Annotated in this window: 13 protein-coding genes and 2 pseudogenes; 9 read left to right on the top strand and 6 right to left on the bottom strand. The window is 48.7% G+C overall.

Annotated elements, in window-relative coordinates; genetic code table 11:
- Nucleotides 1–236: 236 nt before the first annotated feature.
- From nifJ to IB214_RS11190, 5 genes are all read left to right on the top strand, one after another.
- Nucleotides 237–3,761 (top strand): pyruvate:ferredoxin (flavodoxin) oxidoreductase, encoded by a 3,525-nt coding sequence (nifJ, locus tag IB214_RS11210; RefSeq protein WP_117342862.1) that lies wholly within the window; start codon nucleotides 237–239, stop codon nucleotides 3,759–3,761.
- Nucleotides 3,762–4,123: 362 nt separating this feature from the next.
- Nucleotides 4,124–5,242, top strand: coding sequence for a porin OmpC (gene ompC / locus IB214_RS11205; RefSeq protein WP_117342863.1), 1,119 nt, complete (start codon nucleotides 4,124–4,126; stop codon nucleotides 5,240–5,242).
- 150 nt (nucleotides 5,243–5,392) lie between these two features.
- Complete coding sequence (locus IB214_RS11200) at nucleotides 5,393–5,605, top strand: KTSC domain-containing protein (RefSeq protein ID WP_096756920.1); 213 nt, start codon at nucleotides 5,393–5,395, stop codon at nucleotides 5,603–5,605.
- Nucleotides 5,606–5,686: 81 nt separating this feature from the next.
- Nucleotides 5,687–6,121 carry a universal stress protein UspF gene (gene uspF, locus IB214_RS11195; protein WP_115258358.1) on the top strand — a complete coding sequence of 145 codons (435 nt, stop codon included), beginning with the start codon at nucleotides 5,687–5,689 and terminating at the stop codon, nucleotides 6,119–6,121.
- Between the two features lie 437 nt (nucleotides 6,122–6,558).
- On the top strand, nucleotides 6,559–7,227 hold the full coding sequence (locus IB214_RS11190) for an SOS response-associated peptidase (RefSeq protein WP_117342864.1): 669 nt from the start codon (nucleotides 6,559–6,561) through the stop codon (nucleotides 7,225–7,227).
- A 243-nt stretch (nucleotides 7,228–7,470) separates the two neighbouring features.
- On the opposite strand, the gene IB214_RS11185 is transcribed toward IB214_RS11190, so the two are convergent.
- Both IB214_RS11185 and IB214_RS11180 read right to left on the bottom strand, forming a co-directional pair.
- On the bottom strand, nucleotides 7,471–8,673 hold the full coding sequence (locus IB214_RS11185; RefSeq protein ID WP_135953055.1) for a hypothetical protein: 1,203 nt from the start codon (nucleotides 8,671–8,673) through the stop codon (nucleotides 7,471–7,473).
- A gap of 181 nt (nucleotides 8,674–8,854) precedes the next feature.
- A pseudogene (locus tag IB214_RS11180) lies at nucleotides 8,855–8,968 on the bottom strand (DUF4113 domain-containing protein); the annotation flags it as partial.
- Between IB214_RS11180 and IB214_RS11175 the strand changes: the two are divergent.
- The 3 genes and pseudogenes from IB214_RS11175 (at nucleotide 8,959) to ttcA (ending at nucleotide 11,026) form a co-directional block, all read left to right on the top strand.
- A complete protein-coding gene (locus IB214_RS11175; RefSeq protein WP_117342865.1) occupies nucleotides 8,959–9,351 on the top strand; it encodes a RecE family exodeoxyribonuclease in 393 nt (130 codons plus the stop codon). The pseudogene IB214_RS11180 and the gene IB214_RS11175 overlap by 10 nt on opposite strands.
- Before the next feature lie 42 nt (nucleotides 9,352–9,393).
- Nucleotides 9,394–10,041, top strand: a pseudogene (locus IB214_RS11170) (site-specific integrase); the annotation flags it as partial.
- Nucleotides 10,042–10,090: 49 nt separating this feature from the next.
- Nucleotides 10,091–11,026, top strand: a complete 936-nt coding sequence (gene ttcA / locus IB214_RS11165; protein ID WP_117342867.1) for a tRNA 2-thiocytidine(32) synthetase TtcA — start codon at nucleotides 10,091–10,093, stop codon at nucleotides 11,024–11,026.
- 104 nt (nucleotides 11,027–11,130) lie between these two features.
- Here the strand turns inward: ttcA and dbpA are convergent, their stop codons facing one another.
- The 4 genes from dbpA to IB214_RS11145 form a co-directional block, all read right to left on the bottom strand.
- Nucleotides 11,131–12,504: an ATP-dependent RNA helicase DbpA gene (dbpA, locus tag IB214_RS11160; RefSeq protein WP_117342868.1), complete on the bottom strand. Its 1,374-nt coding sequence runs from the start codon at nucleotides 12,502–12,504 to the stop codon at nucleotides 11,131–11,133.
- A 28-nt stretch (nucleotides 12,505–12,532) separates the two neighbouring features.
- Nucleotides 12,533–12,715 (bottom strand): hypothetical protein, encoded by a 183-nt coding sequence (locus IB214_RS11155; RefSeq protein ID WP_096756916.1) that lies wholly within the window; start codon nucleotides 12,713–12,715, stop codon nucleotides 12,533–12,535.
- 274 nt (nucleotides 12,716–12,989) lie between these two features.
- Complete coding sequence (zntB, locus tag IB214_RS11150; RefSeq protein WP_117342869.1) at nucleotides 12,990–13,973, bottom strand: zinc transporter ZntB; 984 nt, start codon at nucleotides 13,971–13,973, stop codon at nucleotides 12,990–12,992.
- Nucleotides 13,974–14,121: 148 nt separating this feature from the next.
- A complete protein-coding gene (locus tag IB214_RS11145; RefSeq protein WP_096756914.1) occupies nucleotides 14,122–15,288 on the bottom strand; it encodes a methyl-accepting chemotaxis protein in 1,167 nt (388 codons plus the stop codon).
- A gap of 417 nt (nucleotides 15,289–15,705) precedes the next feature.
- Between IB214_RS11145 and IB214_RS11140 the strand changes: the two genes are divergently transcribed.
- The gene (locus IB214_RS11140; protein ID WP_117342870.1) at nucleotides 15,706–17,862 is read left to right on the top strand and encodes an EAL domain-containing protein; all 2,157 of its coding nucleotides are present in this window, start codon (nucleotides 15,706–15,708) and stop codon (nucleotides 17,860–17,862) included.
- Nucleotides 17,863–17,884: the final 22 nt, after the last annotated feature.

Raw genomic sequence — 17,884 nt, 5'->3', positions numbered from 1 at the left:
TAAATAATAGGCAGCAGAAACACTGTCGTCGAGAGGTAAAGTGCGCATTTATGCGCCCTGTTTACATTTTCTGGCAATTTTTTGACGGCTCCTTTGATCAAACCATTCATTCTGTTTATTACAGGGACACAAATGCGAAAATGTGTCCAGATGGCTTTTGCTAAAATAGAAAGATAACTACAGGACTCGTCGTCGTTTTGCGGGTCCCTCTTTTTGCGCAATGTAAGGGTGTCAGTATGCAAACAATTGACGGTAATGGTGCGGTTGCTTCGGTTGCATTTCGTACCAGCGAGGTTATCGCCATCTACCCGATTACGCCGAGTTCGACGATGGCGGAGCAGGCCGATGCCTGGGCCGGGAACGGGCTAAAAAACGTCTGGGGCGATATACCTCGCGTTGTGGAGATGCAGTCGGAAGGTGGTGCCATTGCGACCGTCCACGGCGCGTTACAAACCGGGGCGCTGTCTACATCTTTTACCTCATCGCAAGGTTTATTGCTGATGATCCCGACGCTGTACAAACTGGCCGGTCAACTGACGCCGTTTGTATTGCATGTTGCGGCACGTACGATTGCCACCCATGCGCTGTCGATTTTTGGCGACCATTCCGACGTGATGGCCGTTCGCCAGACCGGCTGTGCAATGCTGTGCGCCAGCAGCGTTCAGGAAGCGCAGGATTTTGCCCTGATTTCGCATATCGCCACGCTGAAAAGCCGCGTCCCGTTTATTCATTTCTTTGATGGTTTCCGCACCTCACATGAAATCAATAAAATCGTACCGCTGGCCGATGACACCATTCTTGGACTGATGCCGCAGGCGGAGATCGACGCCCATCGTTCTCGCGCGCTGAATCCGGAGCATCCGGTGATTCGCGGCACCTCGGCTAACCCGGATACCTATTTCCAGTCACGCGAAGCGACAAACCCGTGGTACAACGCGGTTTACGAGCATGTCGAACAGGCGATGAACGATTTCGCCACCGCAACGGGTCGCCAGTACCAGCCGTTTGAATACTATGGACATCCGCAGGCAGAGCGCGTCATCATTCTGATGGGCTCCGCCATCGGCACCTGCGAAGAAGTCGTGGATGAGTTGCTTACCCGTGGCGAAAAAGTCGGCGTACTGAAAGTCCGTCTGTTCCGTCCGTTCTCAGCCCGACATTTGCTGCAGGCCTTGCCGGAAACCGCACGCAGCATCGCCGTTCTGGATCGCACCAAAGAACCCGGGGCACAGGCTGAACCGTTGTATCTGGATGTCATGACCGCGCTGGCCGAAGCCTTTAACTGTGGCGAGCGTGAAACGCTACCGCGTGTAATTGGCGGGCGCTATGGCCTTTCCTCGAAAGAGTTTGGCCCGGACTGCGTGATGGCGGTGTTTAATGAGTTAAGCCACGCCAAACCAAAATCGCGCTTTACCGTCGGCATCTATGATGATGTCACCAATCTGTCACTCCCCCTGCCAGAAAACACCCTGCCCTCCACCGCAAAACTCGAAGCCCTGTTTTACGGATTAGGCAGCGACGGCAGCGTGTCAGCGACCAAAAACAATATCAAGATTATTGGTAACTCGACGCCGTGGTATGCGCAGGGTTATTTCGTCTATGACTCGAAAAAAGCCGGCGGCCTGACGGTGTCCCATCTGCGCGTCAGTGAAAAACCGATCCGTTCGGCGTATCTGGTGTCGCAGGCGGATTTTGTTGGCTGCCATCAGCTGCAGTTTATCGATAAATATCAAATGGCAGAACGCCTGAAGCCAGGCGGTATCTTCCTGCTCAATACGCCGTACAGCGTGGATGAGGTGTGGTCACGTCTGCCGCAAGAAGTTCAGGCAGTTCTGAACCAGAAGAAGGCCCGTTTTTACGTGATTAACGCTGCCAAAATCGCCCGTGAATGCGGCCTGGCTGCACGTATTAACACCGTAATGCAAATGGCGTTTTTCCATCTGACCCAAATTTTACCCGGTGATAGCGCACTGGCGGAACTGCATGGCGCAATTGCAAAAAGCTACAGCAACAAAGGTCAGGATCTGGTTGAACGTAACTGGCAGGCGCTGGCGCTGGCACGTGAATCGGTCGCCGAAGTAGCTCTTCAGCCGGTTGATCCGCACAGCGCCAACCGACCGCCAGTGGTCTCCGATGCCGCGCCTGATTTTGTGAAAACCGTGACGGCGGCGATGCTCGCGGGTCTGGGTGACGCACTGCCCGTCTCCGCACTGCCGCCAGACGGCACCTGGCCCATGGGAACCACACGCTGGGAAAAACGCAATATCGCCGAAGAAATCCCTATCTGGAAAGAAGAACTGTGTACACAGTGCAACCACTGCGTTGCCGCCTGCCCGCACTCGGCAATTCGTGCCAAAGTGGTTTCCCCGGAAGCAATGGCAGACGCCCCGGCTAGTTTGCATTCACTGGATGTGAAATCCCGCGATATGCGCGGTCAGAAATATGTTCTACAGGTCGCGCCTGAAGATTGCACCGGCTGTAATCTGTGCGTGGAAGTCTGCCCGGCGAAAGATCGTCAGAATCCAGAGATCAAGGCCATCAATATGATGTCCCGCCTGGAGCATGTCGAAGAAGAAAAAGTGAACTATGATTTCTTCCTCAACCTGCCAGAGATCGACCGCAGCAAACTGGAACGCATTGATATTCGCACCTCACAGCTGATCACCCCGCTGTTTGAATATTCCGGTGCCTGCTCAGGCTGTGGCGAAACGCCGTATATCAAGCTGCTTACCCAGCTGTACGGTGACCGCATGCTGATCGCCAACGCAACCGGGTGTTCATCGATTTATGGCGGAAACCTGCCCTCCACACCGTATACCACCGATGCAAACGGCCGTGGGCCAGCCTGGGCAAACTCTCTGTTTGAAGATAACGCCGAGTTTGGTCTGGGCTTCCGCCTGACGGTGGACCAACACCGCGTTCGCGTCATGCGCTTGCTGGAACAGTTTGCCGATAAGATCCCGGCTGAGCTGAATGATGCCTTGCACGCAGAAGCCACGCCGGAAGTTCGTCGCGAACAGGTCGCCGCACTGCGCCAACATCTGCAAGGCGTTGATGGCGCACAGCAACTGTTAACCGATGCCGATGCACTGGTTGAGAAATCAATCTGGCTGATTGGCGGTGACGGTTGGGCCTACGATATTGGCTTTGGCGGGTTGGACCATGTCCTGAGCCTGACCGAGAACGTTAACATCCTGGTGCTGGATACCCAGTGTTATTCCAACACCGGCGGGCAAGCCTCGAAAGCGACACCGCTTGGCGCGGTCACCAAATTTGGCGAACACGGTAAGCGTAAAGCACGTAAAGATCTGGGCGTCAGTATGATGATGTACGGTCATGTTTACGTCGCACAGATCTCGCTGGGAGCGCAGTTAAACCAGACGGTGAAAGCGATTCAGGAAGCAGAATCTTACCCAGGTCCGTCGCTGATTATTGCCTACAGCCCGTGTGAAGAACACGGCTACGATCTCGCCCTGAGTCACGATCAGATGCGCCAGCTCACGGCCACCGGATTCTGGCCGCTGTATCGCTTTGATCCGCGTCGCGCTGACGAAGGTAAACTGCCGCTGGCACTTGACTCTCGCCCACCGTCAGATGCGCTGGCTGAGACTTTGATGAACGAACAGCGTTTCCGCCGCCTGAATGCACAGCAGCCGGAGGTGGCAGAGCAGTTGTGGAAGGATGCGACCGCAGATTTGCAAAAACGCTATGACTTCCTGGCGCAGTTGGCGGGAAAAGCCGAAAAAAGCAGTACCGATTAATACGTTCAGTTAAGTATTAATCTGGAATAAAAAAAGCCCGAACAGATGTTCGGGCTTGTCAATTTATTCGCTGGCTAATCAATTCTGGGACAACTCTCCAACGAAAAATAAAACGTGACAATAAAGGCATATAACCCGCGCAGAATATCCCAACAAAATTAACTTGTATAATATTTATTTTATATATTTAATCATTAATTCATTCACCACGATTATCATCATTTCCGTGGAATTATTTGTTTAAGATTTTACTTAAGACGTAACAATTGATATTTATCTCTTTACGGAACTTCTCCTTTAGCATGCGTTAACACCCTACATGGGTCGTCGCAGGTAAATAAAAAAACTAAAGGATTATTTCAATGAACAGAAAAGTATTGGCCCTTGTAATTCCTGCTCTGTTAGCTGCAGGCGCTACTCACGCTGCTGAAATTTATAATAAAGACGGCAACAAGTTAGATCTCTACGGAAAAGTAAACGGTCTGCACTATTTCTCTGATGACGCTGGCAATGATGGCGACCAGACTTATATGCGTATGGGCTTCAAAGGCGAAACCCAAGTTAATGATATGATCTCTGGCTACGCTCAGTGGGAATATCAGATTCAGGCTAACGGCACCGAAGGTGATAAAGGCGATTCATGGACTCGTCTGGCCTTCGCAGGTATTAAGGTTGGCGATTACGGTTCATTCGACTACGGTCGTAACTATGGTGTGATGTACGACGTTGAAGCCTGGACCGATATGCTGCCAGAATTCGGCGGTGACTCTTACACCAAAGCCGACAACTTCATGACCGGTCGTGCCAACGGTGTTGCAACCTACCGCAACACTGACCTCTTTGGTCTGGTTGATGGTCTGAACGTGGCGTTGCAGTACCAGGGCGCGAACGAAAATCAGGTCACAAACGAGCAGGAAGGTACCGGTAATGATCACGGAGATCGTAACATCAAGAACTCTAACGGTGACGGCTTCGGTCTGTCTTCGACCTACGATCTGGGTATGGGCGTAAGCTTCGGTGCGGCATATACCTCTTCTGACCGTACCAACGAGCAGGTTAATCGTTCTACCGCCGGCGGCGATAAAGCTGACGCATGGACTGTGGGTATGAAATACGATGCAAACAACATCTATTTTGCGACCATGTACTCCGAAACCCGTAACATGACTCCTTATGGCGATTCAGAAAATACTATTGCTAACAAAACACAGAACTTTGAAGTCACTGCGCAATACCAGTTCGACTTCGGCTTGCGTCCGGAAGTTTCTTTCCTGATGTCTAAAGGTCAGGATCTGGGCAATGATGGCGACCAAGATCTGGTTAAATATGCTTCTGTAGGTGCGACTTACTACTTCAACAAAAACTTCTCTACCTACGTTGATTACAAAATCAACCTGCTGGATGAAGACAAGAGCTTCTACACTGAAAACGACATCTCTACCGATGACGTAGTAGCACTGGGTATGGTTTACCAGTTCTAATCTGTCAGCCCGCTGGAAACAGCGGGCTACTCTCCCACCCCTACAGTGCAATTGCGTTTTATCTAGATCAAAACATTATATCTGTTGCGTTAAAACACATCCCTGATAGATGATATATTGCATTCACACTCGCCGCAGAGGATGCCTGCAATGAATCATCACCCCGTTAAATCATCCCGTATTGCATCCGTCGGTTATGACGAATCATCCCGCACGTTAGAAATTCGTTTTCACCATACGGAAATCCTGCAATATCACTCGGTCCCGGCGCGTATCTTTCGAGATTTCCTGACAGTGGTCTCAAAAGGCCGGTTTTACGATGGCGTAATAAAAGGCAAGTTCCCTGAACTCAAAATAAAGTGATGCCAAAATGTGATCTCTGTCATTGTACATAAAGTGCCATTACGCGGTAAGCTTTAGGAGGATACTTAAACAGGAGGTTTTATGAACAGAACGATTCTTGTACCCATCGATATTTCAGACTCAGAATTAACTCAACGTGTTATTGCCCATGTCGAAGCCGAGGCAAGAATTGACGATGCACAGGTCCATTTTCTGACCGTTATTCCGTCATTGCCCTATTATGCTTCGCTTGGACTGGCCTACTCGGCTGAGTTGCCGGCCATGGACGATCTTAAGGCCGAAGCGAAATCTCAACTGGAAGAGATGATCAAGAAGTTCAATATCCCGGCAGACAGAATTCACGTTCATGTCGTTGAAGGTTCGCCAAAAGATAAAATTCTGGAGCTTGCCAGGAAATTACCCGCAGATATGGTCATTATTGCCTCGCACCGACCTGACATCACCACTTATCTGCTTGGCTCCAACGCCGCAGCTGTAGTGCGGCATGCGGAGTGTTCGGTTCTGGTCGTCCGCTAAGTTTTCTGGCCCGCACATCGCTGCGGGCTTTTCATTTCTACCTCTTTTACCCCGCGATTCCTGACCTAAATGTGCTGACATTTTTCCCGCTTATCCGTACCATACACGCCACAGTTTTTATATCAGACTTCTTTTGCCGGACAATCCGGCGTGATGCATTCTCTTCTGATGCCACACTATGAATTGAGCCTCTATTAAATGTCGCAAAATCAAGACATTAGCAAGAAAGACCAGTATAACCTGAAGGTAATGTATCGTTCACAGTAAACCCCTAATTTCTATGATTTTTCTTTGTTATTCATGATGTTAACCGGCCTGAATAGATACACCAATCACCGCCCTTTTACACTTTTCATGCCCCTTTTTTGCCCTTTTTAATAAATTTTGCCCCTTTTTTGCCCCTATACTTTTAGTCTGACATGTAGCTGGAGGTTTCTATGTGTGGACGCTTTTCACAGTCGATGACGCGTGAAGACTATCTCGTCCTTCTCGCTGACAAAGTCGAACGAGACATTCCATATGATCCTGAACCGATCGGACGTTTCAACGTTGCGCCCGGAACCAAGGTTCTGCTTCTGAGCGAACGTGACGAGAAACTCCATCTTGATCCAGTTATCTGGGGATACGCCCCCGGATGGTGGGATAAACCACCACTAATTAACGCACGCTCTGAAACTGCGGCCACCAGCAGAATGTTTAAGCCTCTGTGGCAACACGGTCGCGCAATTTGCTTTTCTGATGGCTGGTTTGAGTGGAAAAAGGAAGGCGACAAAAAGCAGCCCTACTTCATTCATCGAGCCGATGGCCAACCGATTTTCATAGCGGCGATCGGCAGCACACCATTCGAACGTGGAGATGAAGCAGAAGGATTTCTGATAGTGACGGCTGCTGCAGACAAAGGACTGGTAGATATTCACGACAGGCGGCCACTGGTACTGTCACCAGATGCTGCTCGCGAATGGATGAAGCAGGACGTTGGAGGGAAAGAAGCTGCGGAAATTGCGGCCGATGGTTCCGTGCCGGCTGAGAATTTTATATGGCACGCCGTGACGCGTGCCGTAGGGAATGTGAATAATCAGGGCTCCGAACTGATACAGCCAGTGTGATTACATCACCGGGCAATCATCAAACTCCGCGTTCCTGGCATCTAAATGGATATGAGTTTGGAAAAGAGTAACACGATGAATAATAAGAAATTATATAAATTTTAATTTGTTAAAATGTACTCAAATGTGTACACATTTAAAACAGGATTCTTTTGATTGTATCAACATTGTAAAAGAATCCTTTGTATTAATTTTCCATATCATCTCACGTATGTTCTTGATATAAGGTGATCGATAGTGCCATCACGGTCCAGATGCGCAACCGTTGAATATCTCAACTCTTTCATTCCAAGATGCTACTAAAACTCCTTTATTATGCTGTTCATAGCGCCTCTCTTCGATAGTGTAGTTAGCGTTATTGGCTATAGATAAATCATTGTAGCCACACGCCGCCGACGGAATAACAGCTTGTGAGCTCGATATTACAGTATACGATATACCATCAGGTGCCCCTATAACTGGCCCATCCTCATCAGAGCTTAATAAACTAACCTGACTTTTACCTCCTCTTATTTTTTTTGCCCCATCTTTGAATTTTGGTTTTCTATATATATCTGCTGGTACATTAGTATTATATTGATCTTCATAGAATACCTTGTTGCCATCATCACATTTTGCAGGAGATGTATCATAGTTATTTACAATTGCATTCGTAACACCTGTCAGATGCAATACACCCTCAAATGGAACTGTTCTTTGCTCTTGAGAAAGAAACTCGCTTGCTTTTTTCTTTCCGTCAACATTACTACTCAAATCTCCATCTAATACAACGTCTGCTTTAAATGGAATATCAAGCCCAACTTGATATGCTATTAACTGTACATAACCTGATTCACCTTTCATGGCGGTAACTGATACGCTATTCCCCTGACTTACTGTTTCTGAGTATGTTTCTCCATTAGATGTTGTGTCACTTAGTCCAAACGTTTTAGAAATACTAAATGTTGTACTAGAACCACCAAATGGTGTCTTGCCAGTAAATGTTTGGCTCATACCTACCTGCGTGGAGGATGATACACTATGAGTTTTCGTGATACTCCAGCCTTTCGCACCTGATACTGATAAGTTTGCAGAAGCGGTTACTGTTTGAGGCCCACAATTTTTATAGCTATAAGCATTAATTAAAACTGTAGACGGTAAAGCTACTTGTTTAGACTCTAGGAATTTGAAATTATTAACAATAACAACGGCTGCACTTTTTACAGTTGCAACCTCTTTATAGTTTTCTGGTTTTAATACTTTCTCCATGTGGCATCTATCAGGCTCAGGCTCCCCGCTCCAGGAACATGTTCGTTCATAATGCTCAACCATTCTTTGCCTTGTTATCTCTACTTTCGCATTAATAAAAGCCTGATTTATTGCAGTTATTGGATCAGTGTCTGCAATAGCAAAACAAGGAACAGCAAGGACTATTAGAAAAGGAAATGTTCTGAGTTCAGCCTGCATAAGATAACCCCAAGCATTAGATTCTATAAATATTTATAGCTGAGCAAATTAAAAAGTGAATAGTACCTTAGTTAAATTATTAAAATATAACTTACAACTTCATCTAACTAACTGTTAATCAAAAATAGTTTTTCTTAACCAGTATCGAATTTCAATATGCTGTAAACGTTTAATCACGGTATCACCTGACCTGTAGCAAATCACTTAACCTTGTAGTGTACCGAGGCGACAACATATCCCTCTTCATTTTCCACTGCTGCTGGATACCTTGACCGGCAAAATAGAGTGTGGACTGGCATCGAAACGGGTCGCGGTAAGGACTACGCCAAACCGATTCGCACAGATTTTCCTGTTGTTGATGACCTGCCAGAAGAAGGTGAAGTTGATTTCACCTGGTGTGATCGTTACGAACTGGCCGAAGACCAGCGTACCTGGAATGTGAAATTGAAAGCTGATAACGCGGCGCAGGAAGAAAACCACCAGGCTGATGACAATGTTGTTGATGGTGAAACCGGCCATGCAGACGAATCCCAGCAGGCAGAACAGCCGCAGTTGATCACCGTCGCCACCCTATCCTTGCGCCAGCGTATTTTGGCTCAGTTCATCTCTGATGAATACGCTTATCACATCGATGCTGAGCAAAAGAAAATCATTCAGGGACTTGTAGTGGCACACTAAATTTGGCCACCTGAACAGAGGTGATATGCTCACCTCAGAGCAAAACCGGATCCTCTCTCTAAGCAAGAGTTTGACCAGTTAATGGCAAGTGAAGCTGGGCAGAGCCAAAATATGTGGCGGTTCGCTGTTTATTCCGGTCTGCGTCACGGTGAGCTGGCCGCTCTGGCATGGGAAGATGTAGACCTGGAGGCGGGAACCGTCAGAGTCTGCCGCAACCTGACTATCATCGGGACTTTCGGACCACCAAAGACAGATGCCGGGATCAGGACAATAAAACTACTGGAGCCTGCACTGGATGCACTCAAAGCTCAGCGCGAAATGACCGCCCTGCAGCCCAGGACAAAAATAGTATTCCACCACAGAGAGTACGGTAAGACCGAAAACCAACGCGTACACTTTGTTTTTATGCCCAGAATGAGAAAAGGAGAGCAAAAACCTTACTACTCTATGAGTAGCATCGGTGCGAGATGGAACGCCGCTGTAAAACGTGCTGGTATTCGTCGCCGTAATCCGTACCATACGCGGCATACTTTTGCCTGCTGGCTGTTATCGGCTGGAGCGAACCCATCATTTATAGCTAATCAGATGGGGCATGAAAACGCGCAGATGGTGTACGAAGTCTACAGTACATGGATTGAAGAAATGAATGGCGATCAGGTTGCAATGTTGAATAACAAACTAGCCCTGTGATGGAAGTTTGCCCCTTATATGCCCCTTTTGGTTTTTGAGAACGGTAATAATGCAATATAATCAACAAGTTACAAAGAAAGAACAATATAACCTGAACAAATTACAAAAGCGTCTGCGTCGTAACGTGGGCGAAGCGATTGCCGACTTCAACATGATTGAAGATGGCGATCGCATTATGGTGTGCCTTTCCGGTGGGAAAGACAGCTACACCATGCTGGAGATCCTGCGTAATTTGCAGAAAAGCGCGCCGATCAGTTTTTCTCTGGTTGCGGTTAACCTGGATCAGAAACAGCCCGGTTTCCCGGAACACATTCTGCCGGAGTATCTGGAACAACTGGGCGTCGAGTACAAAATTGTCGAAGAGAATACCTACGGGATCGTCAAAGACAAAATCCCGGAAGGGAAAACTACCTGCTCACTGTGCTCTCGCCTGCGCCGCGGCATTCTGTACCGCACGGCAACCGAACTCGGTGCCACGAAAATTGCGCTGGGACACCACCGCGACGATATCCTGCAAACGCTGTTTTTAAACATGTTTTACGGCGGGAAAATGAAAGGTATGCCACCGAAACTGATGAGCGACGACGGAAAGCATATCGTCATTCGTCCGCTGGCCTATTGCCGTGAAAAAGACATTGAGCGTTTTGCAGAAGCCAAAGGCTACCCGATTATTCCGTGTAACCTGTGCGGTTCACAACCGAACCTGCAGCGTCAGGTGATTGCTGACATGCTGCGTGACTGGGATAAACGCTACCCGGGCCGTATTGAAACCATGTTCAGCGCAATGCAGAACGTGGTGCCTTCGCATCTTAGCGATATCAATCTGTTCGACTTTAAAGGTATTAAGCACGGCTCAGCGGTCGTTGACGGCGGTGACTTAGCGTTCGATCGCGAAGAGATTCCGCTGCAACCTGCTGGCTGGCAGCCGGAAGAAGATGAAAATCAGCTGGATGAGTTACGCCTGAACGTGGTTGAAGTGAAGTAATTTATCATGCCGGATGGCGACGTAAACGTCTTATCCGGCCTACGACGTGCATAAACGCCTGTAGGCCGGATAAGTAGAGCGCCATCAGGCACTCCAACGGACATTTATTTCAACAGACGAACCCGACAGGTTTTGCCTTTAATCTTACCGTTTTGTAACTGCTTCCACGCTTTATGCGCCACGGACTGACGAACGGCCACGTAGACATGCATCGGATGCACGGCAATCTTGCCAATGTCGGCCCCATCCAGCCCCATATCACCGGTCAATGCCCCCAGAACATCACCCGGACGCATTTTTGCCTTTTTGCCGCCATCAATGCACAGCGTCGCCATCTCGGCCTCAAGCGGCACAATTGAACCGTTGCCAGGTGCAGGTAGCCAGTTCAGCTTAAGTTGCAGCATTTCAGAAAGAATATTGGCACGCTGGGCTTCTTCTGGCGCACAGAAGCTGATGGCCAGGCCGCTGTTACCCGCACGCGCAGTACGTCCAATACGGTGTACATGCACCTCCGGATCCCATGCCAGTTCGTAGTTCACCACCAGCTCAAGCGATTTAATATCGAGGCCACGTGCTGCAACATCGGTTGCCACCAGCACGCGCGCGCTACCGTTAGCGAAACGAATCAGCGTCTGATCGCGATCGCGCTGCTCCAGGTCGCCATGTAGTGACAGCGCACTTTGTCCTGCGGCATTCAACGCGTCGCACACGGCCTGGCAATCTTTTTTGGTGTTACAGAAGACAACGCACGATGCCGGCTGATGTTGACTGAGCAACTTTTGCAGCAACGAAATTTTGCCGTGTGTGGAGGTTTCAAAAAACTGTTGTTCAATCGCCGGTAGCGCATCTACCGTATCGATTTCAATCGTTAACGGATTTTGCTGCACCCGGCCACTGATTGCGGCAATCGCTTCCGGCCAGGTCGCCGAAAACAGCAGCGTTTGGCGTGACGCAGGCGCAAAGCGGATCACCTCATCAATGGCATCGCTAAAGCCCATATCCAGCATGCGATCGGCTTCATCCATTACCAGTGTATTCAGGGCTTCCAGCGACACGGTACCTTTTTGCAGGTGGTCGAGCAATCTGCCCGGCGTGGCGACAATAATATGTGGCGCATGTTGCAAAGAATCACGCTGTACGCCAAAAGGTTGCCCACCGCACAACGTTAATATCTTGGTATTCGGCAGGAAACGCGCTAATCGACGCAGTTCGCCCGCGACCTGGTCAGCCAGTTCACGTGTGGGGCATAGGACCAGCGACTGCGTCTGAAACAGCGCGGCATCAATGTGCTGTAACAGTCCAAGACCAAACGCAGCCGTTTTGCCACTGCCGGTTTTTGCCTGCACGCGAACATCTTTTCCTGCCAGGATCGCCGGTAGCGCAGCGGCCTGAACAGGCGTCATTTCAAGATAACCCAGCTCGTTAAGATTCTCGAGTTGAGCGGCAGGTAAAACATTCAGGGTAGAAAAAGCGGTCACAATTTAATCTCGCGGTAAGAACTTACAATTAGCAGGCGCGTATCCTCGCAGATCTGCGCCCGTGATGCGACAATTTAATCGGTTCTTCATCCGGCGGTGGATCAGGCATCGGCTGCGGACGAGGTATCGGGTCAGGAATAGGTACCGGATCGGTCGGTACAGAGTCGGTGTTGAGTGTGGGCAACGGTAGCAATAGCGTGAGACGGGTCATATTCCCTCCAGTCATTCAGGTTGACTCTTTTAGGGTAGACGCTCATTTCCTGCAGGCAAAAAAAAGCCGACTAATCTAAGTCGGCGTCGTACGAATCAATTGTGCTATGCAGTAATTCAAAAAAGGAAGTAAGACAATATGGAGCGCAACGCCCATCGCTTGACGTTGCATTCACCTGCGAGAGAGATATTGCCCCGAATAGGTAGAGAGTTTATTGACCTCGCTCAAAATATTAAACGTTTTCGCCCATCAGAGGCGGTAAAAAACGTTGCTGTTACAACCATTTACTACGATGCAACCATAAAGTAACACCACCAATCAGGAGCACTAACAGAATACAGAACAATGAGAAACCAAACTGCCAGCCGCCACCGGGAATTCCCCCAAGGTTAACGCCAAACAATCCGGTTAAGAATGTGCTGGGCAGAAAGACCATCGCCATCAACGACATGGTATAGGTTCTGCGAGCCAACGATTCCTGCATCACCTGCGCAATTTCATCCGCCATGATACCGGTCCGGGCAATACAGGCGTCAATCTCATCCAACCCTCTTCCCAGCCTGTCGGCGATATCCTGCATCCGACGCCGCTGATCGTCGGTCATCCACGGCAGTCGTTCGCTCGCCAGACGTGCATAGGCATCTCGCTGTGGAGCCATATAGCGCCGCATGACGATCAGTTGCTTACGCAACAGTGCCAGAAAGCCGCGCGGTGGGATTTGTTGATCGAGTAAATTGTCTTCCAGATCGATAATTTTGTCGTGCAGCTGTTCAATAAACTCACTGGCATGATCGGTTAACGCGTCACAGACATCCACCAACCAACTGCCACAGTCATTCGGCCCCGTTCCTTCTTGCAAATCGCTAACAACATCATCCAACGCCAGCACTTTACGCTGACGCGTCGAGACAATCAGCCGCTCATCCATATATAAACGCATTGCCACCAGTTGGTCTGGACGCTCATCCGTGCTGCCATTAATACACCGCAGGGTGATCAGTGTGCCTTCCCCTATCCGGCTGACTCGTGGGCGCGTACTTTCACCGGCCAGCGCATCGCGCACAATATTAGGAAGCAGAGGCGTCGTCGCCAACCACTTCGCGCTATCAGAATGGGTATAATTAAGATGCAACCAGCAGGGATGCTGAGCATCGATCACATCGTTATCTTCCAGCGGTTTTACTCCGCCCTGGCCATCCAGTAGCCAGGCAAACACGGCATCCGGCACATTAACGTCCGCTCCCTTAATGGCTTCCACAGCGCCTCCACAGTCATTCAGTCTTTTTCGTTAGTCTAGCCTGCAGATTATGTTAAGCAATATCTCATTATCCCATTGTGCTGAAATGATTCAGAAAAGTTAAATAAAAATGAAAACGCCGACGACGTCGGCGCGGGTGACGACAGGATTAGAATGAATGACCGTATTTATCCCGTCGGCTGAGCCCCGAAGGTGTTACGGTGCCGTGAGGTTGTGGGAAAAATTCTTTTTCCGGAGTGTTACTTAAATGAAATTTATGTGTTCGTGACTGCAGGTCGTTTACCTGATTTTTCAGAATGGCAGATGAATCCGATAACTCATCGACCATGATGGCATTACTTTGAGTCACGTTTTCCAACTCTGCCAGGGCCTGGGTAATCTTAACGATACCCTTCTCCTGTTCCCGCGTGGTGGTTAATATCTCCCCCATCAATTGGTCCAATTGCCCGGCGCCGCCCACGATATCCTGCATGTTTTTTTCGGCTTCGCGGACAATAGCCGCCCCTTCGCGCACGTTGTAATGTGTTTCATCAATCAGCCGTTTAATACTCTTTGCCGCTTCAGCACTACGATGGGCCAGAGTCCTCACCTCTCCCGCTACCACGGAAAACCCCTTGCCGTGCTCACCTGCTCGTGCTGATTCCACAGCTGCGTTTAATGCCAGAATATTCGTCTGAAAAGCAATGCCATCGATCAGGGCGATGATTTCCGTCATCTGCTGCGCGCATTCGGTGATAGAGCGCATATTGGTCGCAACCTGTACCATTAATTCGCCCCCCTGACGGGCAGAGTGTGTAGCGATATTCGCCTGGGCACTGGCCAACTGCGTATTCTCAGCATTATTACGTGTACTGATGGCTATCTCATCCATATTGGCAGAGGTTTGCGTTAACGCCCCTGATTGCTGCTCCGTTTTAACCGACAGCGCTGCACTGCGGTCCGCAAGTTGTTCAGAGAGCATCATCGCCGTGCGTGAAGAAGTGCGGATTTCGCTGACTAACGCAGAAATATTACTCGATAAGCTATTGATACCCGGAATAAGTCGCCCGGCGCAATTATTTCCGAACTCAGGAATACTGATCGCCAAATTCCCTGACGTGACCTCTTCTATGCTTTTTTTGACGGTATTGATTGGTTCAACGAGATATTTTGTCATGTACCACCACAGACATAATATCGAGATCAGACTCACTACGTCAGTATAAATAATAGTATCAATCTCTGTGGATAATAATAACTCCATCACATTGAGAATAAAAAGTGTTAATGTCACAAATGAAATAATAAATGTCCTGACGCTTATATTCTTCAACATTTCAGCTCTGCTCACCAAGAAATAATATAAATACGGGTAGTAATTTTTATAGCAGTTGCGATACAGATTACCATTCGCTTACGCAGAAACCTTAATTTTCAATTGGACCCTACCCCACTTTCACTTAAGGCGTATTATTACAGTTTAAATTTTCATTAATGCCGCATTTTTCTCTGCCAAAGCGGGTCACCGCACCAACGTTCAGATTATTGTGATGAGGAGCACGCCACGAACACAAAATGCGCAAAAACATAAATATGGTGAATGTTTACATAAGCGAAAATAGAATATTTCCTATTTTTAGAGGTTCAAGCTAATACTCATGATGAAATATTAAGACTATTCCTGGTTTTATCGGGTTAACTTGACAAAACCTGCTAGATTTAACATCACGACTTTTTATCTATAGGTAGTACGATGTTGCACGTGTCGTGGGACCCTGTACTGATTGGGATTTCCTTTGTAGTCGCTTTTATTGCCTCTTTTATTGCTCTCGACAGTGCGGGAAAAGTGGCAATCTCCAGTCGACGAGAATCGACCTTCTGGCGGTTATCCGGTGGTGCGACGCTGGGTCTGGGGATCTGGTCAATGCATTTTATTGGTATGCTGGCCATGAAAATGAGCATGTCGATAAATTATCATTTCGTACTCACCGCGTGCTCTTTTCTCATTGCTCTTGTAAGTGCAACGTTTGCCATCAATATCGCCATATCGGGTCAGACGCTTTCAACAAAACGCCTGGTTGTCGCCACGAGTCTATTAAGCACTGGCGTAGTGGCAATGCACTACGTTGGCATGGCGGCCATTATTGAACATGTGGCAATTATCTGGGATCGCAGGCTTATTCTGCTCTCTGTGGTCATTGCCGTCGTGGCGTCGGGCGTGGGTTTATGGCTGGCGTTTCATTTACGCCAAAATACCCGGCGCGCGTTGATCAACCGCCTTATTGCCGCGCTCATTATGGCGCTGGCTATTGCGTCTATGCATTACACCGGGATGAGTGCTGCAACTTTCACTCACGTCACGCACACCGCGCACGAGGGGATCTCCACGCTGGAACTCTCCATTTGGGTCAGCGCCATAACGATGGTGATCCTGGGGATAATGCTGGTGATTTCGATGGTGGACGCCCAACTACGGACATCACGACTGGCAGATAATTTGCATCAATTAAACTGTCAGCTCGAACATCAGGTCCACTTTGACCCGCTGACTGGGCTTGCCAACCGCACCCAGATCGATGCCTGCCTACAGGCCTGCCTGCAGTATTCCAGGCTGCATCAACACCCTTTTGCGCTGGTCTTTATTGATCTCGATCGGTTCAAAGTGGTCAACGACACCTGGGGTCATCACATGGGCGATCAACTGCTGATCGCCAGTACTCAACGCATCTATACCTGTCTTGATGACACTATGACCCTCGCAAGGTTGGGTGGGGATGAATTCATGCTGCTGGTTCCGAATAGCGGCAGAGAGGCTATCTCCAACCTGCTGGCCCGTATTGCCAATGTTATCAAAGAGCCGTTTACGCTATGTGGACATTCTCTTCGGGTGTCGTTAAGCGCAGGAAGCAGTATTTATCCTGAACATGGCGCAACGTTGCATGAGTTAAAAGTGAAGGCTGACATGGCGATGTACCATGTTAAACAGGCTGGCAGAAACGGTTGGGCAATATACACGCCAGATATGGAGGCAATCGCAGATACGCCACCGACGTTTTTACAGGAACTGTCGCAGGCGATTGAGCGTAATCAATTCGAGCTATGGTATCAGCCTAAATATACCGCAGGCGATCATACGCTGACCGGATTTGAAGCACTCCTTCGCTGGCACCACCCCGAGCGCGGCATGCTGCTGCCTGCTGAATTTCTTCCCGCGCTTGAGGAGACAGGTCTGATCATTCCAGTCGGTGACTGGGTTATTCATCAGGCCTGTTTTCAGTTACACCAATGGGCGTCGCAAGGTCATAGCCAGTGGACGCTCGCCGTAAATCTTTCATCCGCCCAGTTTGAACAGCATGATATCGTCGATATTGTCTGCAATGCTCTCGCGCAATATCAGCTATCACCGACACAATTAACGCTGGAACTGACTGAAAGTACAGCCCTTAAAAATTTAAAGCATAGCGTCGACGTTTTAAATGCATTTTCTGCACTCGGCATCACCATTTCTATTGATGATTTTGGCACCGGTTATTCAAATATCCTGATGTTAAAGTCACTCCCGGCGCGGGAATTAAAAATTGACAGAATATTTGTCAAAGATATTAGTGAGAACAGCAAAAATACAAAAATCGTGTCTACTATTATTGACATAGCCCACTCGATGAATATGTGCGTAGTGGCTGAGGGTATAGAGACACATGAGCAGGAAATACTCCTCACCCAAATGGGATGCAGAGTTTTACAAGGTTTTCTGTTTGCTAAGCCCCTGCCCGCACATCAGATCCATGAATTGATGCACACAGAAAGCAGCGTAAAACCGATACTGGCCGCACAGGCATTGTCTCACCAGGAATCAATATCGTGTGAGACTGAAAAAGAAATATTAGTTGCCAGTCGGTCGGCAACATAGCCAATGAAGATAACGGGATTAT

The organism is Citrobacter sp. C1, assembly GCF_014596895.2.
Taxonomy (GTDB): domain Bacteria; phylum Pseudomonadota; class Gammaproteobacteria; order Enterobacterales; family Enterobacteriaceae; genus Citrobacter; species Citrobacter gillenii.
The sequence above is the reverse complement of the archived record's forward strand: the minus strand, read 5'-3'. Positions and strand labels throughout refer to the sequence as shown.